17 protein-coding genes are annotated in these 25,456 nt (G+C 60.4%); 9 read left to right on the plus strand and 8 right to left on the minus strand.

Translation table 11 applies throughout. From position 1 onward, the window contains the following. Positions 1–421: 421 nt before the first annotated feature. From H2O17_RS05135 to H2O17_RS05170, 8 genes are all read left to right on the plus strand, one after another. The gene (locus tag H2O17_RS05135) at positions 422–3,319 is read left to right on the plus strand and encodes an SNF2-related protein (protein ID WP_182050738.1); all 2,898 of its coding nucleotides are present in this window, start codon (positions 422–424) and stop codon (positions 3,317–3,319) included. A gap of 545 nt (positions 3,320–3,864) precedes the next feature. Then, positions 3,865–7,440 (plus strand): helicase-related protein, encoded by a 3,576-nt coding sequence (locus tag H2O17_RS05140; protein ID WP_182050945.1) that lies wholly within the window; start codon positions 3,865–3,867, stop codon positions 7,438–7,440. 44 nt (positions 7,441–7,484) lie between these two features. Continuing rightward, complete coding sequence (locus tag H2O17_RS05145) at positions 7,485–10,268, plus strand: DUF1156 domain-containing protein (protein WP_246311333.1); 2,784 nt, start codon at positions 7,485–7,487, stop codon at positions 10,266–10,268. Positions 10,269–10,271: 3 nt separating this feature from the next. After that, entirely contained in the window at positions 10,272–10,577 is a 306-nt protein-coding gene (locus H2O17_RS05150; RefSeq protein WP_220456831.1) for a DUF1016 N-terminal domain-containing protein, read from the plus strand. Then, on the plus strand, positions 10,574–10,972 hold the full coding sequence (locus H2O17_RS05155) for a hypothetical protein (RefSeq protein WP_182050740.1): 399 nt from the start codon (positions 10,574–10,576) through the stop codon (positions 10,970–10,972). The genes H2O17_RS05150 and H2O17_RS05155 overlap by 4 nt, the downstream gene beginning before the upstream one ends. A 9-nt stretch (positions 10,973–10,981) precedes the next feature. Next, entirely contained in the window at positions 10,982–14,386 is a 3,405-nt protein-coding gene (locus H2O17_RS05160; protein ID WP_182050741.1) for a Swt1 family HEPN domain-containing protein, read from the plus strand. 23 nt (positions 14,387–14,409) lie between these two features. Then, a complete protein-coding gene (locus H2O17_RS05165) occupies positions 14,410–16,167 on the plus strand; it encodes an ATP-dependent nuclease (RefSeq protein WP_182050742.1) in 1,758 nt (585 codons plus the stop codon). A 255-nt stretch (positions 16,168–16,422) separates the two neighbouring features. Continuing rightward, positions 16,423–17,478: an aldo/keto reductase family protein gene (locus H2O17_RS05170; RefSeq protein ID WP_425486308.1), complete on the plus strand. Its 1,056-nt coding sequence runs from the start codon at positions 16,423–16,425 to the stop codon at positions 17,476–17,478. 113 nt (positions 17,479–17,591) lie between these two features. Here H2O17_RS05170 and H2O17_RS05175 read toward each other — a convergent pair whose 3' ends face one another. Beyond that, complete coding sequence (locus tag H2O17_RS05175; protein WP_182050743.1) at positions 17,592–18,332, minus strand: hypothetical protein; 741 nt, start codon at positions 18,330–18,332, stop codon at positions 17,592–17,594. Between the two features lie 14 nt (positions 18,333–18,346). Continuing rightward, on the minus strand, positions 18,347–18,508 hold the full coding sequence (locus tag H2O17_RS05180) for a hypothetical protein (RefSeq protein WP_182050744.1): 162 nt from the start codon (positions 18,506–18,508) through the stop codon (positions 18,347–18,349). 362 nt (positions 18,509–18,870) lie between these two features. Here H2O17_RS05180 and H2O17_RS05185 point away from each other — a divergent pair, with 362 nt between their 5' ends. Further along, entirely contained in the window at positions 18,871–19,224 is a 354-nt protein-coding gene (locus H2O17_RS05185) for a hypothetical protein (protein ID WP_182050745.1), read from the plus strand. A 192-nt stretch (positions 19,225–19,416) separates the two neighbouring features. Here the strand turns inward: H2O17_RS05185 and H2O17_RS05190 are convergent, their stop codons facing one another. From H2O17_RS05190 to H2O17_RS11725, 6 genes are all read right to left on the minus strand, one after another. After that, positions 19,417–20,349 (minus strand): NADP-dependent oxidoreductase, encoded by a 933-nt coding sequence (locus tag H2O17_RS05190; protein WP_182050746.1) that lies wholly within the window; start codon positions 20,347–20,349, stop codon positions 19,417–19,419. A 67-nt stretch (positions 20,350–20,416) separates the two neighbouring features. After that, the gene (locus H2O17_RS05195; RefSeq protein ID WP_182050747.1) at positions 20,417–20,842 is read right to left on the minus strand and encodes an organic hydroperoxide resistance protein; all 426 of its coding nucleotides are present in this window, start codon (positions 20,840–20,842) and stop codon (positions 20,417–20,419) included. A 303-nt stretch (positions 20,843–21,145) separates the two neighbouring features. After that, positions 21,146–21,604, minus strand: coding sequence for a MarR family winged helix-turn-helix transcriptional regulator (locus tag H2O17_RS11650; protein ID WP_281363074.1), 459 nt, complete (start codon positions 21,602–21,604; stop codon positions 21,146–21,148). Positions 21,605–21,874: 270 nt separating this feature from the next. Then, complete coding sequence (locus H2O17_RS05205; RefSeq protein ID WP_182050749.1) at positions 21,875–24,346, minus strand: ABC transporter permease; 2,472 nt, start codon at positions 24,344–24,346, stop codon at positions 21,875–21,877. After that, the gene (locus tag H2O17_RS05210) at positions 24,346–25,107 is read right to left on the minus strand and encodes an ABC transporter ATP-binding protein (protein WP_182050750.1); all 762 of its coding nucleotides are present in this window, start codon (positions 25,105–25,107) and stop codon (positions 24,346–24,348) included. The genes H2O17_RS05205 and H2O17_RS05210 overlap by 1 nt, the downstream gene beginning before the upstream one ends. Before the next feature lie 128 nt (positions 25,108–25,235). After that, a complete protein-coding gene (locus H2O17_RS11725; RefSeq protein WP_281363075.1) occupies positions 25,236–25,358 on the minus strand; it encodes a hypothetical protein in 123 nt (40 codons plus the stop codon). Between the last annotated feature and the right edge of the window lie 98 nt (positions 25,359–25,456).

Raw genomic sequence — 25,456 nt, forward strand, 5'->3', positions numbered from 1 at the left:
GTGACATTCCTTTGTTGATGTGACGAGTGGTGGAACGAAGTGCTGATGTGATGAGTGGCGGGATGAGGTCGGGACGGGAATGTTCCCGTTGCCGGAGGAACGGTCACCCGATTGCGGCCCTTCTGTATGGTTGACCGGAATCTGGCACCGTGTGCGGCGAGTCTGGCCCCGGCGTTTCCGCGGGTCTGATTCAGACTTCGTTTGAAGACTATCGACTGGGTGGGACAGATTTGTACGGCAGGGTTGGTCAGAACGAGTGGTTTCAGCGCGAGGCGGTATAGTAGTTCACAGTTTTCCCACGTCAAACCTACCTGACGGGACCGAACAGTTCTCGCCAGCGTGCTCAGCGTTCGCTCCCCGTTCCCACCGGTGCACAGCTGGCAACAGCTCAGTGCCGTCTTTGCCTGAGCAGAGGCCCCACATGGCAGCAGTCGTCACGAGCTATCAAGCCAAGTACTTCACGCACGAACTGGCCCGCAATTATGCCAATGACCAAGTGGGGAAGCTTGCCGGATTACTCTTCGATGCGCAGGTGGAGCCCAAGCCGCATCAGATTGATGCTGCGCTGTTTGTGTTGCAAACACCGTTTCTTCCGGGCGTCTTACTGGCCGACGAAGTCGGTTTGGGAAAGACAATCGAGGCCGGCATTGTTATCTCCCAATACTGGGCGGAGCGGCGGCGGCGTATTCTCATCGTCACGCCGTCGAGCTTGCGCCAGCAGTGGCAGCAGGAACTTATGGAGAAGTTCCTCATTCCGTCCACGATTCTGGACTCGAGTTCGGCCTCCGGGGTGCTCTCCCACAACGGCATCCGCCCGCAAGAAGTGCTCATCTGCTCCTACGATTTCGTGGTGCGCCATGAGTCTGATCTTGTTCGCCCGTGGGACCTCGTGGTTTCCGACGAGGCCCACCGCCTGCGCAACTTCTGGAAGAAAACGATCAAGTCGGCCAACGTCATGGCGCGGATCAGCCGCGGCTCCCACAAAACGGTTCTGCTGACCGCCACGCCACTTCAGAACAGACTCGAGGAACTCTTCGGGCTCGTTTCGATCTTCGACCCGGAGTATTTCTATTCGCTTGGGGCGTTCCGTGAGCGGTATGTCAAGAACCGTGATCTCTTCGGCGATGACGACCTCGTGGAGCGTGTGGCGACGATCTCCAAACGTACGCTGCGCAGGGATGCTGACAAGTACATTCACTTCACGCAGCAGCTGCCGATCACGGTCGAGTTCACGCCCTCACCCGACGAGGTGCGGCTCTACGACCTGGTGAACGGCTATCTGCAACGCGATGAGCTGTTCGCTTTCACAGCAAGTCAACGCCACCTCGCCGCACTCATCATTCGCAAGAGGCTGGGATCATCGACCTACGCTGTTGCAAGCACCCTAGAGAACATCGCGAACCGGCTTGATCGCGAGGTTTCGGCTGGGGGTGCGCGCGGCGATGCTGCGAACGTGATTGGGCAGGACTTCTTGGTTGGCGATGAGCTGACGGGCGAGATCCTTGACGAGGCCGAGGAACTCGACGAAGCATCAAGCTCCGCTGAGCAGCCGTCCGGGTGGTCGGGGGATTCAGTTGGCGCTGCCATGGCTGCCGAGGTTGCGGAGCTGCGCGAATACGCGGCGCTTGCCCGTTCGATCACGGAGAACCAGAAGGCGGTCAAGCTAGGTGAGGCGCTTGACCTTGGTTTCGAGCGCCTGCGTGAGTTGGGTGCTCCAGAGAAGGCCATTATCTTCACTGACTCGACCAAGACGCAAGAGTACATTGCTCGCTCCCTCAACCAAGCTGGCAGGGGCGATGGACTCGTGCTGTTCAACGGAAAGAACGACTCGCCTGAACAAACCGCGATCTACGAGGAATGGCGAAAGAAGAACAAGGACGGTGACCTGGTCACGGGCATTGCGGCTGTGGATCGCCGCAAGGCGCTGGTGGATTACTTCCGTGCCGAGGGCACGATCATGATTGCCACGGAGGCCGCGGCAGAGGGCATCAACCTGCAGTTCTGTTCCATGCTCGTCAACTATGACCTGCCGTGGAATCCGCAGCGGGTCGAGCAGCGCATCGGGCGTGTGCATCGCTTTGGGCAGAAGCACAACGTCGTCGTCGTGAACTTCTCGAACAAGGGCAACATCGCCGAACAGCGCATCCTGGAGCTGCTGGCGAACAAGTTCCAGCTGTTCTCCAGTGTGTTCGGCGCGAGCGACGAGGTGCTTGGTGCGATCGAGGATGGGCTGGACTTCGAGAAGACGATCAGCAATATCCTCACCCGCTGCAAGACCGCCGAGGAACTGGATTCGGCGTTCAAAGAATTGGAGGAACAGTATGCGGGTGAGATCTCTCGCGAGATGGCCAGCGCTAAGGCGAAGGTCTTCGACAACCTCGACCCGCACGTCCAGGACCGCCTCAAGGCGTATGACACGCAGTCTGGCGAGGTGCTCAACAAGTTCGAACGGCTCCTGCTCGCGGTAACCCGGCACGAGCTGGATCGGTTCGCCACGTTCGAGGGTGACGGTCGCACCTTCGTGCTGAACGAGTCGCCCGTGAAGGACGCGCCGACCGGGCGCTACTTCTTCAAGTCCACGCCGCAAGAGAACCACCACCAGTACCGCTTTGCAGGTCCTCTGGCCCAGTACGTGGTCGCTTCGGCGAAAGCGCACGCCACCCCGGCGCGCGAGTTGACGTTCTCGGTAGGGCAATCGGAGCGGCCAACAAGCGCGGTCAAGGCGCTGGTCGGAACCAGCGGCACGATGACTGCCAATCTGCTGACTTTCACCATGAAGGCGCGCGAGGAGGACATCTCGGAGTCCTACATGCTCGCCGGCGCGCTGACCGATGAGGGGCGCTGGCTCGATGACGAATACGTAACAGACATCTTGGATCTTGCCTGCGTCGAGGTTGGTACCGAGTGTGCGCCGATCGACGCCGCGGGGTTCGGGCCGCACCTTGAGGAGCGGAGGGTTGCGCTGGAGGGCGAGGTGCAGGAGCGGAACTCCCGGTACTACAACGAACAGGAAGAGCTGCTGTACCGAAATCGGCAGGATCGCAAGGCTGAACATGAGGCCAAGGTGCGCGAGTATCGCACCAAGGAGAAGGAGGCGCGCAAGCGCGCTCGCCAAACGACGGGCGTTGAGCAGCTTCGGTTCAAGAAGGAAGCGAGCAGGTGGGGGCAACGGATCGAGGAAGCCGACGCGGACTTTGGTGATGCGGCCAGGAAGATGCGGGCTGAGTCCAACAAGTTTCTTGAGCTCATTGAGCAGTCACTCCAGGGGACACAGGCGATCGAACACCTGTTCACGATTCGGTGGAGGGTGGTTGGGTGAGGTGGGTTTTTGACAGGCGATGTGACGGCGATGCCGTAGTGCGTGCGTATGGGTACGCCGCAGCTCAGGGCCCGAGCGCGGACGTCCGGAGTGTGCTCGGGAGCTGGGGGCGAGATGGTGAGAGAATTCAAGGCAGGTCAGTGTCCGCTTACCCTTTGGGTTGAGTACGGAAAAGGCTTAACTGTTTAGCCACTGACATCCCAGACGTTAACGAAGAGGTTTAGTGCGCGAAGAAGGCGGTTATTGTATGAACGTCTCCGATGAACCATGGCGAACATGAGTCGCGTGATCCGGTATTTGCCCAGATTGGGAGTCGCAGCACAAGATATGTCGGAGGTTCCTAGTATCATTACTGATTGTTTCGAATTGGGAAGGTGAACTGCTTGACTCAGCACACAAGTGGCCTTGATCGCTCCGCCAGGGCGTTCACCAGCGCTAGTCTCCGCAGTACTGGATGTGCGCGAACTCAGCCAAGTCTGGTTCTTGCCAACCGGAGATTGAATTGAGATGGCACTGTGGCGCACGCTGAAGTGGCTCGCCAGGAGGTGCCCTTGACAGACAGAACTTTGACACTGGCGGCTCTGCGCACCGGCCAGCGCGTTCGTGGCCTCGTTTCAGGCCAGACGGTCACGCTCATCGCCATAGACCCGATCGATGCCGATCTCTTCGAAGTCTTCTACCGCGACGACTCGGGCCACAGTGGCGCACGAACGATCACCGAAGCTGATGCACGGCGGTTCGAACTGGCAAGCGACCTCGACTCGGCGCCACCGTTCGACGGCGACCCAGACGAGTTCCGCCTTGCCGCGGAGGCACTGCGCATCAAGTACGCCGCGCTCTACGATCCGATGGCCGCGGTCAACAGTTCGGATGTTGACCCACTGCCGCACCAGATTCGCGCGGTCTACGAGGAGATGCTGCCACGCATTCCGCTACGGTTCCTGCTCGCCGATGACCCGGGCGCGGGCAAGACCATCATGGCGGGCCTCTACCTCAAAGAGCTGATTCTGCGGTCCGACTGTGAGCGGGCGATCATCGTCGCTCCCGGCGGGCTGGTCGAGCAGTGGCGTGAGGAACTCAGCCAGAAGTTCGACCTCCGTTTCGAGGTGTTCAGCCGTCAGATGGTCGACGATGCGCAGGGCAACAACGTGTTCGCCGAGCATCCATATTTGATCGTGCGAATGGATCAGGTCTCCCGCAGCGAAGATCTGATGGAGCAGCTCTCTGACGTCGCATGGGACGTCGCCGTGGTCGATGAGGCGCACCGCATGTCGGCCCACTATTCCTCCTGGGCTGGTGAGGTCGACGAGACCAAGCGATTCAAACTGGGCAGGGTGCTCTCGGAGACGGCGCACAACTACCTCCTGATGACGGCCACCCCGCATGCGGGCAAGGAGGAAGAGTTTCAACTGTTCATGTCGCTGTTGGACCGTGACCGATTCGAGGGTCAGTTCCGGCAGGGTGTGCACCGCACCGACACGCACGGTCTCATGCGCCGCATGGTGAAGGAAGATCTTCTGACCTTCGAGGGCAAGCCGTTGTTCCCGGAGCGTCGCGCCTACACCGTCGAGTACGAGTTGAGCCCGGCGGAACGTGACCTGTACGAGCAGGTCACCGACTACGTCCGTACTGAAATGGGCAGGGCCGAGCGAATCGCCCAGTCTGGAGACAAGAAGCGTGGCAACAACGTCGGCTTTGCACTCACCGTGCTGCAACGTCGCCTTGCATCCAGCCCCGAAGCGATCCTTCGCTCTCTCGAACGCCGCCAGGCGAGACTCGAGACGAGGCTCCGCGACATGCAGCGCGCCACCGATGAGGCTCGCGTTGCGAACGCGCATCCTGCACGTCAGTTCGATGCGGCGTTGCCGACGCTGTCGGTGGAGGACTATGACGATCTCGACGAAGAGACGACCGAGGACGAGCGCGCTGAGTTTGAGAGCCAGGTTGACCAGGTGGTCGATCTGGCGACCGCTGCCCAGACCATTCCCGAACTGCGTGCAGAGATCGCGATCCTCGAAGACCTGGTCCGCACTGCCCGCCGTGTCCGCCGCGATGGTCATGATAGGAAGTGGGTTGAACTGCGCGCGATCCTGGATGAGCAGGTGCTTGCGAAGGACGATTCTGGTGCGCCGCGCAAGATCATCATCTTCACCGAGCACCGCGATACGTTGGACTACCTTCACCAGAAGATCACTGCGCAGCTCGGGCGATCCGACTCGGTCGTCACGATCCATGGCGGAACTCGCCGCGAAGACCGCAAGAAGGCGCGAGAGCAATTCACCCATGATCCCGATACGGTCGTGCTGCTTGCCACGGATGCCGCCGGTGAAGGCTTGAACCTGCAGCGCGCGCATCTCATGGTCAACTATGACCTTCCGTGGAATCCGAATCGCATTGAGCAGCGGTTTGGGCGCATCCACCGCATTGGTCAGCGCGAGGTCTGTCACCTGTGGAACATGGTTGCCAAAGACACGCGTGAAGGCGACGTGTTCGTACGGCTGCTCTCGAAGATCGACCAGATGTCGATTGCTTACAACGGCAATTTGTTTAACGTGCTCGGCGATGTGGATGCGTTCCAGGATCGTTCCCTCCGCGACTTGCTCATCGAGGCCATTCGCTATGGCGATCAGCCCCAGGTGAAAGCCAAGCTCGATCGGATCGTCGATGCCAGCGTGGCCGACGGGCTCGGCGAACTAGTTGAAGAGCGCGCACTGCACCCCGAGCTATTCAACGCACTCAACCTTGAGGAGATTCGCGCACGCATGGAGAGGGCACGCGAGCGGCGCCTGCAGCCGGGCTACATTGCGGCGTTCTTCATCCCCGCATTCGAACGGCTCGGGGGTCGTATTCGCCGTCGGGAGGCGGGGCGCTATGAGATCCTGCGCGTCCCCACCAGGCTGATCGATGCGGCGCGTCGTCTGAACCGGTGGGCGCCGGTCGCGGAGCGTTACGAACGGGTGACCTTCGACCTGAGTCGCAGGTATTCCGAGGGGCGGGCGACGGCGGCACTGATTGCTCCGGGGCATCCATTGCTGCAGGCCACCATCGAAGCCACGATCGAAGACCTTGGCCAGGTGCTAAGGCACGGCACTATCTTTGTCGATCGTCGCGAGAAGCAGACTGCCGAACCCATGCTGATGTACACCGTCGAGCAGCGCATTCAGAACTCCGCCGTAAAACCGGACATCGTCTCGCACCACTTCGATTACTCGCTCCTTGAGCACAACGGTGATGTCGTCGTCTCGGCAACGCCGCCGTATCTCGACTACGGCCGTCCCCAGCCTGAGGAGCTCAAGACGGTCGAAGAGGTCGCTCACAGCGATTGGGCCCGGCAGAACCATGAAAAGGCCGTGCGGGCACGGTCTTTTCGTGAGGGACTCCAGCCGAGAATGGAGGAAGTCAGAGCGCGTTTGGAGGCGGAGACTGCGCGCACTCGCGTCCAGGTCAAAGAGCGCCTGCTCGCGGAGGTCAACCACTGGGACCAGGAACATACCCGTCTTGCCGCACTCGAGCGGGGCGGCACCGTCGGTCGCGTCCGTGCTGAGACTGCGTATGTTCGGGCTCGCCAGCTTGACGAGCGACTCGACCACCGGCTCGCCGAACTTGACGAAGCCACCAACCTCGTTGCCGTCCCTTCGGTCATCCGCGGCGTGGCCTTGGTGATTCCGAGCAGCATCGTCACGGCGGATGTCTCAGGCGAGACCGGGGCAGAGCAGCCGCGCACCTTTGCCCGTGAGACCGAGGGCGTTGAACGCCGCGCGGTCGACGCGGTGCTCGCTGCCGAACGTGCGCTTCGGCGGTGTCCGGTCGAGATGGATCACTACAACCCGGGCTACGACATTCGTTCCAGCGATTCGGATGGCCGTGTCTATTACATCGAGGTCAAAGGCCGCATCGAAGGCTCGGACACGTTCACGATCACCACGAACGAGGTCACCTTTGCCCAGACGCAAGGTGATCGCCACCGTCTCGCACTCGTTCGCGTCTCGCTTGATGGGGCAGAACACGACCAGGTGCGCTACGTCTTCGACGCGTTCTCGCACATTGAGCCGTCGGTGACGACCCGCTCGTACAACGAGGAGTGGCGCGACTACTGGGATCGCGCGGGGCCACCGCGATGAACCCGACCACCCATGACCAGACCGACGCGAGAGAGAGACGCCCCGTGACCACCGCACCCAAGAAGAAGCTCATCGAGACATCGCTGCCGCTGGAGACGATCAACGCTGCCTCGAAACGCGAGAAAAGCATTCGGCATGGGCACCCGTCGACGTTGCACCTGTGGTGGTCGCGCAAGCCGCTGGCGACAGCGCGTGCGGTGCTGTTTGCGCAGCTGGTGGATGACCCATCATCGCGGCCGGACGAGTTTCCGACCGTCGAGGCGCAAGATGCCGAGCGTGCCCGCCTGCACGCGCTGATCGAGAGGCTCGTGGTCTGGGAGAAATTGAACGATCAGGAGCTGCTTGCCGAGGCTCGCGAAGAGATCCGAAAGTCCAATGGCGGCGAGCTCCCTGGGGTGCTCGACCCGTTCACGGGCGGTGGATCGATCCCACTGGAGGCCCAGCGGCTGGGCCTCGAGGCACACGCCTCCGACCTCAACCCGGTCGCGGTGTTGATCAACAAGGCGCTGATCGAGATCCCGCCGAAGTTCTCAGGCAAGGCACCTGTGCACCCGGACGCCGAGCATCGGACCACCGGCTGGCAGGGCGCACAGGGGCTCGCAGAGGACGTGCGGCGCTATGGCGCGTGGATGCGCGACGAGGCATTCCGACGCATCGGCCACCTGTACCCGAAGGTGACCGCCCCCGGGGGCACGGAGCACACCGTCATCGCTTGGAAGTGGGCGCGCACGGTGACCAGCCCCAACCCGGCAAACCCGATCGAAACCCCACTCGTCAACTCTTGGTGGCTGAGCAAGAAGAAGGGCCACGAGGCGTACATCGTGCCCAGCGTCGTGGACGGCAAAGTGCACTACGAGGTGCGCCACGACGCGGATGGGCCGCGGGGTGATGATGAGGGGACCATTGGGCGCAAGGGCGGATTCGTGGTCGGCGACGGAACGCCGTTGTCGTTGAAGTATGTGCGTGAACAAGGACGCTTGGGCAAAATGGGGGTTCATCTGATTGCGGTGGTCGCTGAAGGTGACCGTGGCCGACTCTACGTATCGCCTACCGTTGAGCAGGTCAGTGCAGCGCAGACTTCCCGTCCAGTTGATGTTCCCGAAGGCGACCTCCCAAAGAATCCCCGCGACTTCAAGACGCCAAACTATGGGCTGACGAGTTGGTCCGACCTATTCACGAATCGGCAGTTGGTGGCGTTGACCACGTTGAGCGATCTCGTGGGGGAGGCCCGGGAGCGCGTGCTCGCCGACGCTGCCGTTTCTGGTGGCGCAGAAGATGGCCGGCGCCTTGAGGATGGTGGCACCGGAGCCGCCGCCTACGCCGACGCCGTCGCCACCTACCTTGCCCTCGCTGTTAGTCGTACGACTGATTACTGCAACGCGCTCTGTACGTGGCACACGACCGGGGAAAAGGTTACTCATCTCTTTACTCGACAAGCAATACCAATGATTTGGGACTATGTTGAAACAAATATATTTTCATCCTCATCTGGGAATTTCTTAGGTCAACTTGAGTGGGTAGCGAAGGCAGCCGCAAACCTTCCAGTTTCGGTCCCTGGCGAAGCAATCACGGCCGACGCATCCACCCGTGACTATTCGGGCCTGGTGATCTCGACCGACCCTCCGTATTACGACAACATCGGGTACTCCGACCTCTCCGACTATTTCTATGTGTGGCTGCGCCGATCGCTGCTCGGCATCCAGGGCAAGACCGTGAGCACCATGCTCACACCGAAGGCCGACGAGCTGGTGGCGAACCCGTACCGCCACGACGGCAAGCAGGGGGCCGAGGAGTTCTTCGTCGACGGCTTCAACCAGGTGTTCCATCGCATTCGGCAGACCGCCAACACAGATGTTCCGCTGGGCGTGTACTACGCCTACAAGCAGCAGGACGCGAAAGGCGACGGTACGGCATCCACCGGTTGGCATACCCTGCTCAATGGGCTCATCCGCACGGGGTGGGAGATCACCGCGACGTGGCCGATGCGCAGCGAGCTCTCGAATCGGATGCTCTCCCAGGGCAGGAACGCTCTCGCGTCGTCCATTGTGCTCGCGTGTCGTCCGCGCTCGGAGCACGCCCAGGCGACCACGCGTCGTGCGTTCGTGGGGGCGCTGAAAGCCGAGCTGCCTGCGGCGTTGCGCACGCTGATCCAGGGCGCGATCGCCCCCGTCGATCTCGCCCAGGCGGCGATCGGCCCCGGCATCTCGGTGTTCTCGCGATACTCCCGCGTGCGCGAGGCTGACGGTTCCGACATGCCGGTGCGTGAGGCGCTCCTGCTCATCAACTCGACGCTCGACGAGGTGCTCGGCGAGCAGGAAGCAGACTTCGACCCGGACACGCGGTTCGCAGTCAAGTGGTACCGGCAGTACGGCTGGAAGGAAGACAGCGCGGGCATTGCCGACCAGCTCGCGCGGTCATCCGACACCTCGATCGGTGCCCTCGAACGCGGCGGGATCTTCAGCGCGTCAGGTGGCAAAGCGAGACTGTTGCCACCCACAGCACTCAACGAGGCGTGGAACGTCGAGGCCGACGATCGGGTGAGCGTCTGGGAGGCGGCCGTTCGCTTAGCCGGCATCATGGACAATGACGGCGCCGATGCGGTCGCTGCGCTGCTGCCCGCCGTGCAGGCCAAGGTGAACCTCGACGCGGTCAAGGAGTTGGGCTTCCTGCTGTTCCACCAGGCCGAGAAGAAGGGCGATACGCAGGATGCGCTCCTGTTCAACGGCCTGGTCAGCGCGTGGGGCGATCTGAACGAGCAGGCCCGCAAGTTCGCGTCTGTACCACGTACGGCTCAGCAGGCCTTCGACTTCCCTGAGGACGAGGACTGAGCCATGGCAAGCGGCAAGATGAAGCGAGTGCGGGAGTCAGCGCAGTGTGGCACTGACCTTGCACCGCTTCGCGCCGGTGCGCCTGCGGCAAAGGCTGGGGAAGGTGCGCTGATCGATCGGGTCGCGCACCTGATTGAGCAGACTCGCACGTTCGTCGCCACGCAGGCCAACACCAACACCGCCCTGACTCCGATGAACTGGCACATCGGCCACATGATCGATGTCGAGGTGCTCAAGGAGAATCGCGCCGAGCATGGTCAGGAGATTGCGGCGACGCTGTCGCCACGATTGAGTTGGAGGCGACATTGACGAGCATAGATCCGCAAGTCCCCGGGCAAGAGAATTGCCCCGGCGCGGCGACCGCGTCAGCGGCCTCGTCCGGGGCTTACGCCAGCAATGTTACAGCATCCGGCCAAGGGGCACCAGCGAAGCAGGAGCGGGAGGCTGAGCTGACGCGACTTCTCACCGCGGACCGTCTCGCCACTTACATTCGCGTCTGCGAGGACAATCAAGACGAGGCGCTGCGGCTCTACGCATGGAACATCGAGATCGCGTCGGCCTTCTGGGGGAGCTTCAACGTGCTCGACGCCCTCGGGTCGATCTCGCCGGTTGCCGTTCATTGGGTGCAGCAAGACTCCCGAGTGCCACAGACCATCTCCCGGCGAGACGAAGTTGTCGCCGGGCTGCAGAACATCAGGTTCTAGGAGACAACAATGGCGATGAACAATCGAGATCGAGTGGGTAAGGCGTTCGACCTGCTCTCCGAAGGGCTGCTGGATGTGGTCGATGAGGTGATGACGGCAGCGCTCGGCGGCACGGACTGGAACGAGCGATGGGCCGCGGAGGACGCCCAGCGGTACGGGAGTTCACGGCGCACCTATGCCAAGACGGACCCGCAGGTGCAGCTCAAGGCCATCCTCCGCCCGCCGTATTTCTTCAACGCGGTGTTGTCGCGTGCTCAGCAGAGCTACGCCTCGGAGCTGTTGGATGCGCGAAACAAATGGGCGCACAACGAGGCGTTCAGCTCCGACGATGCGGTCCGTGCGCTCGACACGATTGAGCGTCTGCTCCACGCCATCGGCGCGGTCGACTCCGCCCAGGACGTGCGGAAGCTGCGCGTCGACCTGCAGCGCACGGTCTTCGAGGATCAGACCCGCAAGCAGGTCAAGCGGACGAAGGTGTCCCTCGGACCTGGCTCCGGTCTGCGTCCATGGCGTGAGGTGATCCGCCCCCACGATGACGTGGCGCGCGGCGCGTTCACCGCATCGGAGTTCGCGGCCGATCTGCACCTCGTCCACACAGGCCAGGCCACGAGCCCCGAGTATGGCGATCCGGTGGAGTTCTTCACCCGCACCTACCTCACCGAGGGCTTACGTGACCTGCTGTCGCGCGCGCTACGCCGTTTGAACGGTGAGGCCGGGGCGAGCCCGGTGGTCAACCTTCAGACCAACTTCGGAGGTGGCAAGACCCACTCGATGCTGGCGCTGTACCACTTGTTCAGCGGCACTCCGGCCAAGGACTTCCCGCAGGAGCTTCAGGAACTCATTGCCGCGAACGGCAACCCCGACCTTGGCACACTCTATGTGCGACGGGTCGCCCTCGTCGGCACATATCTGAAGGCCGGCTCGCCGATCATCAAGGACGACGGCACCGAGGTTCGCACGCTCTGGGGCGAACTCGCCTGGCAGCTCGGCGGGCGTGAAGCCTACGACCTGATCGCTGCGGACGACCGCGCCGGCACCAACCCCGGCGAGGCGCTGCGAACCCTGATCCAGCGGTACTCGCCCGCGTTGATTCTGATCGACGAGTGGGTCGCCTACGCGCGCCAGCTCGTGACGGACAGGGAACTCCCGGCAGGCTCGTTCGAGACGCAGTTCACCTTCGCGCAGTCCCTGACCGAGATCGTGCGGTCAGTGCCGGGCGTGATGCTCGTCGTGTCTATCCCCGCGTCCGACACGGGGACCGATGGACAGGGGAGTGACATCGAGATCGGCGGTGCGAACGGTCAGTTGGCCCTGGATCGACTCCAGAACGTGATCCGCCGCGTTGCCGACCAGTGGCGGCCGTCGAGTAAGGATGAGTCGTTCGAGATCGTGCGCCGTCGCCTCTTCCAGGCGCCGAACGCCGAGGGTCTTACGACGATATCGGCGGTGGCGCGCAGCTTCGCAAATCTTTACCGGAACAACACTGCCCTGTTCCCGCGCGATGCGGCGAACCCGAACGATGACTATGAGAAGCGCATCCGCGCCTCCTACCCGCTGCACCCTGAGTTGCTCGATCGGCTGTATGAGGACTGGTCGACGCTGGAGCGGTTCCAGCGCACCCGTGGCGTGCTGAAACTTGTCTCGTCGATCGTGCACGAGTTGTGGGCGTCGAACGATACCTCGCCGCTCATCCTGCCCGGTAACGTGCCACTCGATGCCACGTCGGTGAACACCGACCTCACGCAATACCTCGAAGACCAGTGGAAGCCGATCATCGACTCCGATATCGACGGGCCTGGATCGACTGCGCAGCAGATCGACCTCGATCGGCCCAACCTCGGGCAGCGATCTGTGACTCAGCGCATTGCCCGAACGATCTTCATGGGGGCCGCCCCCAGGATCAAGAGCGCACGGAAGGGCCTCGACAAACAGTACGTCTGGCTCGGTACCGCAGTGCCGGGAGATGTTCTCGGCAGCTTCGGAAGCGCCGTCGAACTGCTCGCCCAGCGCTCCACGTACTTTTACGAGGAGCAGGGCCACTACTGGTTCGACACCCAGCCGTCGGTCACCAAGACCGCAAACGACTACGCCGAGCGACTCCGCGAAGACGTGGAAACGGTATGGAACGAGATCACCCGCCGCCTCCAAGGCGAAGAGCGGGTGCGTGGCGTGTTCGACCGGGTGCACGTCGCCCCGGCATCCTCAGCCGACATTCCCGACCTTGAAGACACGCGCCTGGTGATCCCCCACCCCCGCTATGCCCGCCGCAAGCAAGACGGAGCCGAATCTGCAGCGCATGCGTGGGTGCGTGACGCGATCGAGAGCAAAGGCGCGGGTCAGCGCATCCACCGCAACACGCTGATCTTCCTGATGGCAGACAAGAGCGAGTTGGAAAGTCTTGAGGCTGCGACTCGCAGCTACTTGGGTTGGAAGCGCGTCCAGGCCACCAGTGACAGCCTCAACCTTTCGGTTCAGCAGCGTAAGCAGACTGACGATTGGGTCTCTCGGCTTGATCAGACCGTCTCCGACCGCATACGGGACACCTTCGTGTGGGCCGTCTATCCAGAGCAGCTGGACCCGACCAAACCGTTCGAGCTCGTCGCAGAGAAGGTGCCGGACTCTGGTGGGCGCTCTCCTGCCGACCGGGTGAGTGCCAAGCTTGGCCGAGAGGATCAACTCGTCACCGACTTCGGCGCGCCGATTCTCGGCGCGACACTGCACCAGGAGCTTTCTGCGCTGTGGCACGATGTGGGCGAAATAACTGTTGGTGAACTGTGGGGATATTTCACCCGCTACATCTACATGCCGCGCCTTGTGCGCCGCGATGTGCTCGACCGAGCGATTGAGCAGGCACTGTCTTCGGTTCTCGTTGAAAACGAGCGGTTCGCGATCGCCTCAGGTAAGGATGCTGAGACAGGCCGCTACCGCAGTCTCACCGTGCCACCGGATCAAGCGGCGAGTATCCAAGTGACTGACAGTACGTTGCTCGTCGATATGAAGAAGGCACAAGCGCAAGTCGAGGCTGACTTGCTTGCTGCTCGGCGCGAGGCTGTTGAGAACACAGGTGCAGACGGCACTGCGTCGACAACCGTAGGCGCCGTCGGCGTGGCGTGGGGGAGTAGTGCATCGGGCACCAGTGAAGTGGAGCAGACTGAGGCTGAATCCGAAGTGGAGGCTGTGCTGGCCCGTTTCTTCGGGTCTCTAAAGATTGATCCGGACCGATACGCCCGCGATCTCGGCAATGTCCAACGCGAGATCATCGACCGACTCGCAGGATCCGGCGCGAGGCTCGAGATCACTATCGATATTCAAGCGACCAAGCCCGAGGGCTTCGACGAATCCGAGGTACGCACCATCGGCGAGAACGCCCGCGTCCTCAAGTTCGACCCCAGCTCCGGCTTCGAGAAGAACTGAGGTAGACGGTGCGCCTCAGTAGGGTGTCAGTTCGCAAGTACCGCAGCATAGACAAAGCCGCGGACTTCGACGTTGACGATTTCACAGTGCTTGTTGGGCCGAACAATCAAGGGAAATCCAACCTTTTGCGAGCCGCTGTTCTTGCGATGGAAGTTATTGAAGGATGGTCCGCACTCCCGCCTGGTGTGCAAGCTGGACGCGAGGTTCTCATTGCGATGGTCCTTGGAGCTAGCCATCGCGCAGGTTTACGAAATCGTCGTCGAAGTGCGGGAAGAGAGGTTGGATACAACTGGGAGCAAGACTTTCCTTTGTTTGCAAGGGAGCGGCGCGGGAGTCAACGCAGCACCGTTGTTCATCTCGACTTCGAACTCAGTCCGGACGAGCAGGCAGCGTTTCGCGAGGAGACCGGCATCTCAATCAATCAGAAGCTTCCATTGGAAGTGTCGCTGAAAGAACGGAAAGTTACGTTATCCATCCCAAAACAGGGGCGGGGACTGCACAATGAGAAGGCGCGTGAAATCGCAAAGTTTGTAACCGATCGAATTACGCTACTCCACATCCCGGCTGTTCGCACGAGTGCCACAGCGCTGGAGATTGCGGAGGAGATTTTGGCGTCAAGACGACGGCAGCTGCTCAGTTCCCCTGAGTACGCGGAGGCGCTTGAGCAGCTCGAAGAGCTCGATCGGACCGCTGTTGCCGATGTTGAATCCGTGCTGCAGAAGACACTGACTCGCTTCATGCCTGGCACGGATTCAGTCCGTCTGGAGACCCGGCCACTCGCTCGCGCGACCGGACTTGATGACATTTTCATCGATGATGGCGTCCCCACTCCTATCTCCGCCAAGGGCGATGGCATCCAGAGTTTGGTCGCGTTGGCACTCACATTGGAATGGACTCAGTCAACCTCCAACCCGGATAAACAGCTTATTATCGCTGTAGAAGAGCCTGAGTCGCACTTACATCCGGGAGCTGTGCATGAGCTTCGTCAGGTGTTGCAAGGAATCGCTGAGTCGCAACAGGTCATCGTCACTACGCACAGTCAGGCGCTCATCAATCGTCGTAACCTGCGGCAGAACGTGATCGTCCGCGAACATAGCGCAACCCCGGCGAAGAGCCTTGATGATCTCCGCATTGCCCTAGGAGTGCGGCTCTCGGATGCGCTCGCAACTGCGGAAGTAGTTGTGGTGAGCGAGGGATACCTTGATGAACTGGTCCTGCCGGTACTTCTTGCACAACGGGAGCCCGCGATTCAGGATTGGCTGTCGGACGGACGGCTCATTATTGAGTCGGCCGGGAGCGGCAGCAAGATTTACGCGCGTGTGCTTGCTGCTCGCTCGATTCTGACTCGGCCGATCGTAGTTCTTGACAGCGATCCTGCTGGGAAGACGGACGTGGAGCGCCTGCTCGCAGATGGCGTTATTGAACAGACCGCAGTTGTGCAAGTGGTGAGGCCCCGGTGCAGCCATTCGGAGTTGGAAGATTTGCTCCTGCAGGATGCATACCTGGAAGCTCTTGAGAAGAAGGTCGGGTTCACTCTGAACCCGCGCCAGAGGCGGAAGCTTGACCAAGGTCGAGACAAGGCATGGAGTGAGAGGCTAGCCGAGATACTTGCCGACACCGGCACGCCTGATGCCGGGAAGCTCGTAAAGGGATGCAAACACGAGGTCGCATGTGCGGCAGTCGCGGCCGCCGAGCGTGGTGCGCCAGTCCTGAGATCCGAGTGTGAGGATCTCCTTGACCGTCTGGTGGACGTGATCCGCCGCAGCCTCCACACGCACTGACGTCGGCGAGACCTTGTGGGCTTTATTGCAGGATATGAAAGGAAGAACGGATGGTGGCTGAACACTACGATGCAGTCCACCTACAAGTTCAGGCGTATCTCTCGCGGCAGGCACTGCAATACCCGTTGATGAACACACCGCGAGCGTAATCGCGGGCTGGAACCCCGACCAAACCTATTGGTTCACCTCACGGGTAGCCTATCGGGGTGACCCGGTCAGATGGATGCTGCAAGAAGGTGGCGTATGGATGTTTCCGTGAGTTCCGTGCCAGAAGGTGACATCCGAGACTACGATGGTGACATGGTTGGACACAGGTATCTCGGCAAGTCCGGGCTCAAGATTTCAGAGATCACATACGGCAACTGGATCACGCACGGCTCGCAAGTCGAAAACGAAACAGCAATCAAGACTGTTCACAAGGCACTCGACCTCGGCATCACCACGTTCGACACTGCCGACACGTACGCCAACACCATGGCGGAGAAGGTGCTGGGAAAGGCGCTGAAAGGCCAGCGCCGCGAAAGCCTCGAGATCTTCACCAAGGTCTACTTCCCAACAGGGTCAAAGGGGCCAAACGACTGCGGCCTCTCCCGCAAGCACATCACGGAGAGCCTCCACGCTTCGCTGAAGCGGCTCGGAACCGACTACGTTGACCTCTACCAAGCGCACCGCTTCGACTATGAAACTCCGTTGGAAGAAACATTCCAAGCGTTCGCCGATCTGGTTCACCAAGGTAAGGTGCTCTACATTGGCGTTTCGGAGTGGACAGCCGAACAGCTACACGAAGGGCATGCCATCGCCAAAGAACTCGGCATCCAGCTCATCTCCAACCAGCCGCAATACTCGATGCTGCACCGGGTCATTGAAGGCAAGGTGATACCGGCATCCGAGGAGCTCGGTATCAGCCAAATCGTTTGGTCACCCATGGCACAAGGTGTGCTCTCCGGAAAGTACCTACCGGGCCAGCCTATCCCCAAGGGTTCGCGCGCGGCCGACAGCAAGGGTGGAGCTTCCTTCATCAAGCGCTTCATGGACGACAAAACTCTCACCGCAGTGCAGGGATTGCACCCAGTCGCCGACGAACTTGGGATAACCATGCCACAGCTGGCCATCGCCTGGGTGCTGCACAACCCGAACGTGGCCGCCGCGATTGTTGGCGCTTCCAAGCCAAAGCAGCTCGAAGAGACGGTGAAGGCCTCCGGCGTGACCATACCGGATGATGTCATGTGGAAGATCGGCGAGATCCTCGCCGATGTCGCCAATACAGACCCTGATGACACGTATGAGGTGTCGCCGAAGAAGCGGCCGTAAGTAACATCACGCGATAAGACGGACCCTGGCACAGTCACCACATACGGCTTATCCCTCTTCCGTGGACGCCTTCGCCTTCTTGGCGGCTTCCGCCTCGGCTTTCTTCTTCGCCTTCACTGCTGCCACTTTCGAGGATCAGGCTCCATATGGACAACGAAGCGTTCTCCTCCCCATATATCGGCGATCTTCGTGGCGGCATCGACAACGCCTTGCGCCTCAGCAGAACACGACGCAATTGGTGACTCTTCGTAGAAGAGAACCTCGTGCCACAGCGTACGCAGCAGAGGAATCGGGACGGCGCTGGTGGCAACCGGTTCCTTCTTGGAAGGAAGGTCTCTTTCAGGTTCGAAAGATTCGGTTGATGTAGTGGAACTGAGGAGCACAGCAAAGGCCGATTCGCTTTCTTCGACGTACCCAATCTGAATCGGGTAATAACCCTCAGCGTAGATGTAATCCTCGAAGCACCTCTTCACCTCCAGCGCGAGTTCTTCCTTCGCGCATGGTCCACATGCGCACACATGATCAATCGCAGAGCGGACGCTGCCATCACCGCTTTCCGTGATGTTCCCACGTAACTCGATATCCCACGAGCCACTGGTGGCGCGCGCATCCTCGCCGTATTCTGTGCCCGGATCCTGTACCCCAGCGGCTGCCTGGTTGCCCTCGTTCAGTGACGGAGTGCCGGAAGAGTGGACCGACCACGTCACCGCCGCGTACACCACGCGCTCCTGCAGGGAATTGATCAGGAACGCGACAGGACGTTCGAGCTTCACCCATTCGGTAGGATCCAGATCAGCTGGCGATTTCGCAAGCAACACCGCCGCGCCGTAAGTTTCGAACGCTTCGGCGCTCATAATGAGTGGATGATTTATCGAGGCATTTCTGAATGCTCGATTTCACGGCGAGCGATCGTATACGCGTCACCCACGAGTAGCGTGGTATCGCCGCCAGCTAGGCGACGACGAATAGTCGCCTTTATGGCATTGCAGAGGCAATCGAGATAGTAAGCGTCCGAACCGGTAGCAGCCATGACTGTGAGTTCCCTTCTCCGACACGAGCCCGTGCCATCAATAGTCCATTCGGAACTCGCCCCACGCACAACGTATGCTCTGTTCCGATACGTGAACCATGTGGCGTGGATCGGACAAATTTCGGTGTCGTGACAGAAGGTGAGGACCAACACCGAATGAAAGCAGAACGCACGAGTAGTGTGGACTTCACGGGGAAGTCAATGAGGGCGTGGATCCCATCCTGATAAGATGGCGAGAACAGCGCTGTTCTTGCCCTCGGGATCTGCCAACAGTGTGGTAGACCGAATCAACAGACAAACGAGGTAAGCATCGACGCTTCACAGGCAAGTATCAACCATTTGTCAGAGAAGAAGAAAGCACCATGGACGAAAAGAACGATTCAGTTCAGGCCAATCTCGAGGCAATGGATCAGCTCGATTTCGTTGGTTGGAACAATGCCGACTGGGAGAACGTGTTCTCCCATTACCACACGGATGACGTCTTGGTCGACGTCAAGGGATCTGCCACCACAAAGGGCCTTCGTGAACACATAGATGCCATGAAGAGCTTGGTTGGGGGAGACGGCACTGACGCCCCACAGATTCTCAAGCACCCGATCAGTTTTGGTTCGGGAGAGTGGACTGCGGTCGTAGGCGAGTTCGCCGACGGTAGCCGCATGGTGACAATCGCGGGTTGGAAGGATGGCGCGATCTCGGAAGAGTATATCTGGATGTAATCCACAACGTACCGAGACTGGCGATGATGGGGTGGGAGAATTCTCCCGCCCCAATCTGTTCGCAATCTGTCGGTGTTGTACCGCACGAAGTACGGTACGCGCTGGCGAAGCATCAATCGGCGGCAGCTGCCGCCACCGCACCACCGCAATCGCCACCGTTCCACCACAACAGCCACCGCACCACCACAATCGCTACGGCACCACCACAATCTTTCCTTGGGCATGGTGGCTTGCTGACAGCTCGAAAGCTTCAGGCAGTCTATTCAGGGGAAATACCTCAGCGATTGGCACCTGAATAATGCTGTGTTCAGCCAGTCCAGCGAGATAGGTGAGGTCTTCGCCCGAAGGACTCACCCACAGGTACTTGCCGCCATGCTGTGCTGGAGTTGAATCTGCGATGGAACCGTGAGATCCGCCAGCTTTGAGAACCTTGAGAGTAGTTTCAAGCACTCCGCCCACAAGGTCGAGCACCACATCCACGCCTGCGGGCGCAATTGCTAAGATGCGCTCGGCGAGACCGTCACCGTACGCAACTGGTATTGCCCCAAATTGGTGGATTCGGTCGTGGTTTTGTGGCGAGGCAGTACCAATCACGCTCCAGCCGAAGTGGTGTGCGAGCTGCGTGGCAAAGGCGCCGACTCCACCATTTGCATTATGAATGAGGATCTTCTTCCCATTCCCGCCACGGTCTGTCACGCCGAGCGAACGCAGAGACTGATAAGCCATCAGACCGGCAAGAGGCATCGCTCCGGCCTCTTCCCATGAAAGGCTGCCCGGTTTGCGTGCCAGCGCCGGCACCGATACCGGAACGAACTCAGCAAACGTGCCGTTGTGTAGGTAAGTATCGCGCGCATAGGCCATGACCTCATCGCCGGCGGCAAATCCGCTGACGCCCGCACCAACGGCTTCGACCACCCCAGCAACGTCCCACCCTGGAACAATCGGAAAAATGGTGTCAAAGAACGGATCTAGGCCCCCAGCCATCACTTTCCAATCAACCGGGTTGACTGCGGCTGCTTTGACTCGCACCAAAGCTCGCCCCGGCCCAACTTTGGGCATCGGATGGTCGTCAACGAACTCCAACACCGAGGTGTCACCGTACGTGCTGTACTGCTGCGCTTTCATCACATTCCTCATTTTCAACTGCAATACGTGGTTTTCAAAACCTGGGTGGTCAACCGACTCGGGGTGCTTAGTCGTCAACCACGTTGACGGCGACCGGAATGTTGCCACGCGTGGCATTCGAATACGGGCACACCTGATGCGCAGCATCGGCAAGTTCCTGAGCGCGTTCGATCGACTGGCCGGGTATCGTCACCTCGAGTTCCACAGCGAGTCCGAATCCGCCTTGACCGTTTGATCCGATCGAGACGCGAGCGCCAACGGTTGAATCGCCGACGTCGACCTTTTCCTTGCGGGCGACACTTCGAAGCGCCGAGTGGAAGCAGGCGGCATAACCTGCGGCAAAGAGCTCCTCTGGGTTCGGCAGGTTTGCACCATTTCCACCCATTTCCTTCGGAACGGCGAGATCTGTGTCCACCCGTCCAGTAGTTGTGCGAACATGACCGTTACGGCCGTCGCCTGTTGCCAATGCTTCGATTGAATAGAGAGCTTCCATGGTTTTCTTCCTTCTTCTGAGAGTTTGTTCTTGAGTGGATTGATGTCCGACGCCGCCGCGCCGATGGGTTAAGTCAACACGTGCGGTGTGCGTGCCTCCAGTACTGCTGACGGCGCGGAGCCGGTTTCGAAAGCACTGGTTGTGTTGTGCGGTAGATGTCAGGTAGGTGGGCTTGGCAGATGGTCTCGGCTTGGCGATGCCACAGCGGTCACACCAACGCGAGGCCGTTTCGCCGTCGGCCGGAAAATGTGGGAGAAGCCCGGCGATTTTCCAGGGGAGAGCGTATGTGATGCGACATGAGCATCAACCGTTCTGTGATGGGCACATGGCTGAAATCTTCGAGGCGAGGCTTCGCAGAGTTGCGCGTTCCTCATCACTGAGCGTAACAGCCGAACATATGTGCTCCTGAATATCAGGGAATGCAGCTTTGAGATTCTTGCCGTCAGAGGTGAGCGACACGAGCACAACTCGCTCATCGAGTACCGATCGTTCCCTCACCACGAACCCGCGATGCTCGAGCCGCTTGAGCATGGGGGAGAGTGTGCCCGAATCGAGACGGAGCTGATTGCCGAGATCGCGAACGGTGATCTGCTCGTTTTCCCACAGGACGAGCATGACAAGGTACTGGGGATACGTCAGTCCCAGCGGGTCAAGGACCTCCCGATACGCTGCTGTGACGGCACGCGATGCTGAATACAGAGCAAAGCACACCTGAGAATCCAGTAACTCCGTTGTAGGTGCTCGATCTTCCCTTACGGTCACTCCAAGCTCCTTCCGTGTGCGCGATCGGCACGCCTTGCCTGATGCATTGGCGCCAATACCCATATTCTATTGCGAGCAATTAAATTGTACACAACTAATATGCTGAAGGTGAACGAATACTCTGCCAACCATCCCGGGCAAACATGGTTTCACGCGGCAGGTGGGGCCTTGCACGCCACGCGGCAGGGCCCCACCTGAAGCAACTGTTAGCCGGTCGCAGCAACCGTTGCGGCGGGCTAACAGTCTGTTACTGACGTTTTGCCAAGTAATCTACTCGTGTGCCAGAGCCTCCACTGGGCTGACCCGGCCAGCCTTCCTGCCCGGAATCACGGAAGCCAACACCGCCGCACATACCGCGAGCGCGATCACCCCGACCAGCTGCAGCCACGGAATTGTCAGGATTGTGTTCGTGACGTTCAGTGGTAGGGCTTGAAGTCCCAGCCACCCGAACAAGACGCCCAGCGCCGTTCCGGCCAACGCGGCCGCGAGCGAGACAAGCACCGATTCAATCGCCAGCATGGCAAGCATCTTGCGGCGGGTCAGGCCCATCGCCCGAAGCAGTCCGTTCTCACGAGTCCGTTCCACCACGGAGAGCGAGAGTGTGTTCGAAACGCCCACCAAGGCCACGATTACCGCAACGCCCAAGAGCGCCACAACAATCATAAGAGCCACGTTGATCGCTTGCTCATACATTTGGCGTTCCTGAACGGCACCTTCGGCAGTCAGCGAATCGTCAATTGCATTGATGTTGGTGATGATCGTGCTCGGATCGGCTTCCTCTGCCAGTTTCACCACCACTGAGGAAATGTCGGAATCGGATCCGCCAAGCATTTCGTAGTCAGTGGGGTTGACGAGCACAGTACCGTCATACGCCCGAGAATCTACTGCCACCTTCAGTTCCTTGCACGCAGAGGCAACGCACACGTCGACTGTTGAACCGAGGTTTGCTGCTTCGCTCTCACTCAGCAACACTGTGCCTTCCGTGGCTTGCATGACGGGGGAATGGGCGACCTCGGAAAGGTCGGCGTCACGCATGACGGCCACAGCATGGGTGTCGCCATCGGTGCCCTCATAACTGCCGCTAGCCTGAGCGATGGCAACGGTGGCGGCGACGCCGTCGACATTGCCGATGGCGGTGACTTCTTTCTGGGTGAGGAGGCCGTCCTGACTCGAGACTGAGAGGTCAACCGGCCGCGCGGCGTCCACCTCGCCGTTCAGCGTTGCGCTCAGCGAGCTCGCTCCAACAAGCATCGTCACCACGAGTGTGATACCGATGACCACCGACGTGCCGGTGGCGGCTGTCCGTGCCTTGTTCCTCATGGCGTTCTGTGCCGCGAGGCGTCCAACCACTCCGCGCAACGGAGCGCCGAGCACCTTGACGAGGGTCGGCAACGCAATAGAGACGGCCATGACCGCTCCAATGAGTGCCAGTACCATGCCAAGCAAGGCAATGAGGAAGCCGACTTCAGTGTTGTCGGCTTCGGTGGCGTGCACGAGCGATATCCCGTACCACGTTCCACCAAAGCCTGCGATGGTGAGAACTGCCGTGGCGGTATGGAAGCCAAAGCGCTTGCTGTTGCTTCCGCCCACATCGGACTGGTCCACCTGCAAGGCCGCAAGAGGCGGGATGCGAGTGACGCCGTTAGCGGGACGCCGCCCCGCCAACACGGTTAGGAGAGTACCGAAGAGGAGGACAACGATCGCGCTGACCGGCGAGATCGACGACGTCGCCGACCCGAACGAATCGGAAATGTCGGCAACCCACAACCCAAGTCCGGTGAGAATGTACCCGAGAACGACGCCGAGTGCAGAGGCGGTGAGGCCTACCAGCATTGTCTCTTTGAGAAGCAGGTTCTTCACCTGTTTTCCGGTGGCGCCAACGCAGCGCAACAGGGCAAGCTCGCGGCGGCGTTGCTCGATCGTCACGTTGAACGTGGTGGATACGACTATGAGCGCCACAACGATCGCGATGGCGGGGAAGACCAGGAGCATTGCGGTGGTCGTCGCCGTGTTGAGGCTGAGCTGATTGAGCCGGTCCTGGATGACGGCGTCGCTCGTCTGTACATCAAGTCCCTCGCCTTCCAGCGCTGTGATGATTCGCGCCGCGAGATCCTCTTGCGCTACGCGATCGTCTGCAACAACAAAGATTGCACTCGCATAGGCGTCCCGCAGGGTGTCCGCATCGTTGGTGATGGCAGTGGAAACAGAGAACAGCCCAGCCGAATCCAATACACCGCTGACGGTGAGCGTGGTTTCTGTGTTTTCATCCGACATCGCGCCGCGCACCTGAACGCTATCGCCGACGGCGACTCCCAATGCCCCGGCTGCGGACGCGGGCAGGGCTATGGTGCCAGCCTCCGATGGCAACGTGCCAGCCGTGAGTGTGGGTTGGTAGAGCGGGGACGGATTCGCTGAACCGGCAGAGAGTGACAGGCGCTTCCCACCGTTGGCGAGTTGAAGATACGTTGTTTGTTGCACAACGGCGTCCGCTACCCCATCGACGCTACGTATCGCGTCCAGATTCGACTGCACAGTGGTGGAGTCGATGCCTGCATCACCGGGTTGGATGACGACGCTCGAACCTTCATAGGTGTCCTCAACTCCTTGGGAGAGTGAGGATTCCAGCGCTGATCCGAAAGCGAGGGCCGCCAAAACAAAGGCTACGGAAATGGCGATGGCCACACCTGTCGCAATGTACCGGCGCGCATGGGTGCGCAGGTTGTTCATCAAGAGACTCTGCATCAGGCTACCTGCGCAATCTCTTCAGTGGTTGGGTGGATGAGATCAGCCACGACGTGTCCATCGCGAACGACGACGACGCGGTCGGCTACCGCAGCAGCCCGATGGTCGTGGGTCACCATGATGACCGTCTGGCCAAACTGTTCCACTGCCTGGCGCAGCAAACCCAGGACCTCACGCGAGGCCGCAGTGTCGAGGTTTCCGGTGGGCTCGTCGGCAACAATGACGGCGGGCTGCATGAGGAGCGCACGGGCGATGGCGACGCGTTGCTGTTGGCCACCGGACAACTGTGACGGCTTGTGCGAGAGACGGTCTTCCAGCCCGAGTGTCGAGATGATCTGAGCCTTCCATGTCTTGTCCGCGGTCTTTCCGGCAAGGAGCAACGGAAGCTCGATGTTGGCCCTAGCGTCGAGTGTGGGGACAAGGTTGAAGCTCTGGAAAACGAAACCGATACGATCGCGGCGCAGGTGGGTGAGGGCGTCGTCGTTCAACTGCGTGAGGTCGGTTCCCTCGACTGTCACGGAGCCTGATGTGGCCGTATCAAGGCCTGCGAGGATGTGAAGCATCGTTGACTTGCCGGAACCGGAAGGCCCCATGATCACCGTGAATTCCCGCTCGCGGAAGGCGACCGAGACGTTGTCCAGTGCTGTGACTGCGGTGTCGCCCTTGCCGAATGTCTTCGTGACACTCGACAGCGTGACGATAGGGCGGGCAAGCGCGCTCTGCTCATCCGACGACGTGGCGTGGATCGATGGATTGCTCACTGCGTTCTCTCCTTGTACAGGCGTTTCTCATTGACGTTACAAGCCAATCGCCAGTTGCGTTCGGGAACAATCGTGCGTGACCTCCAATCGTGGTGGAGTTAGCTCTACCATTGCGCCGCATCGGCTGGTCACCGCACTACGGTGCCACCTGAGCATGCATCGAACTGGTCTACACCTCCATCGGCGTCTTGTGCTGGCGGCTGCGCGATCAACCCGAGCGCCTGGCCCTGCAGTTTGTCATCGAGGCTCACAAGGGTAGTTCCTCGGACTGGCTCTGTTGAGCCGGTTCGTTGTCTGATTCTGGTGTGTGGAGCGCAGCATTGAGTTGCCGGTGGCAAGCACCCGTGCC

This window comes from Changpingibacter yushuensis, from assembly GCF_014041995.1.
GTDB classification, from domain to species: domain Bacteria; phylum Actinomycetota; class Actinomycetes; order Actinomycetales; family Actinomycetaceae; genus Changpingibacter; species Changpingibacter yushuensis.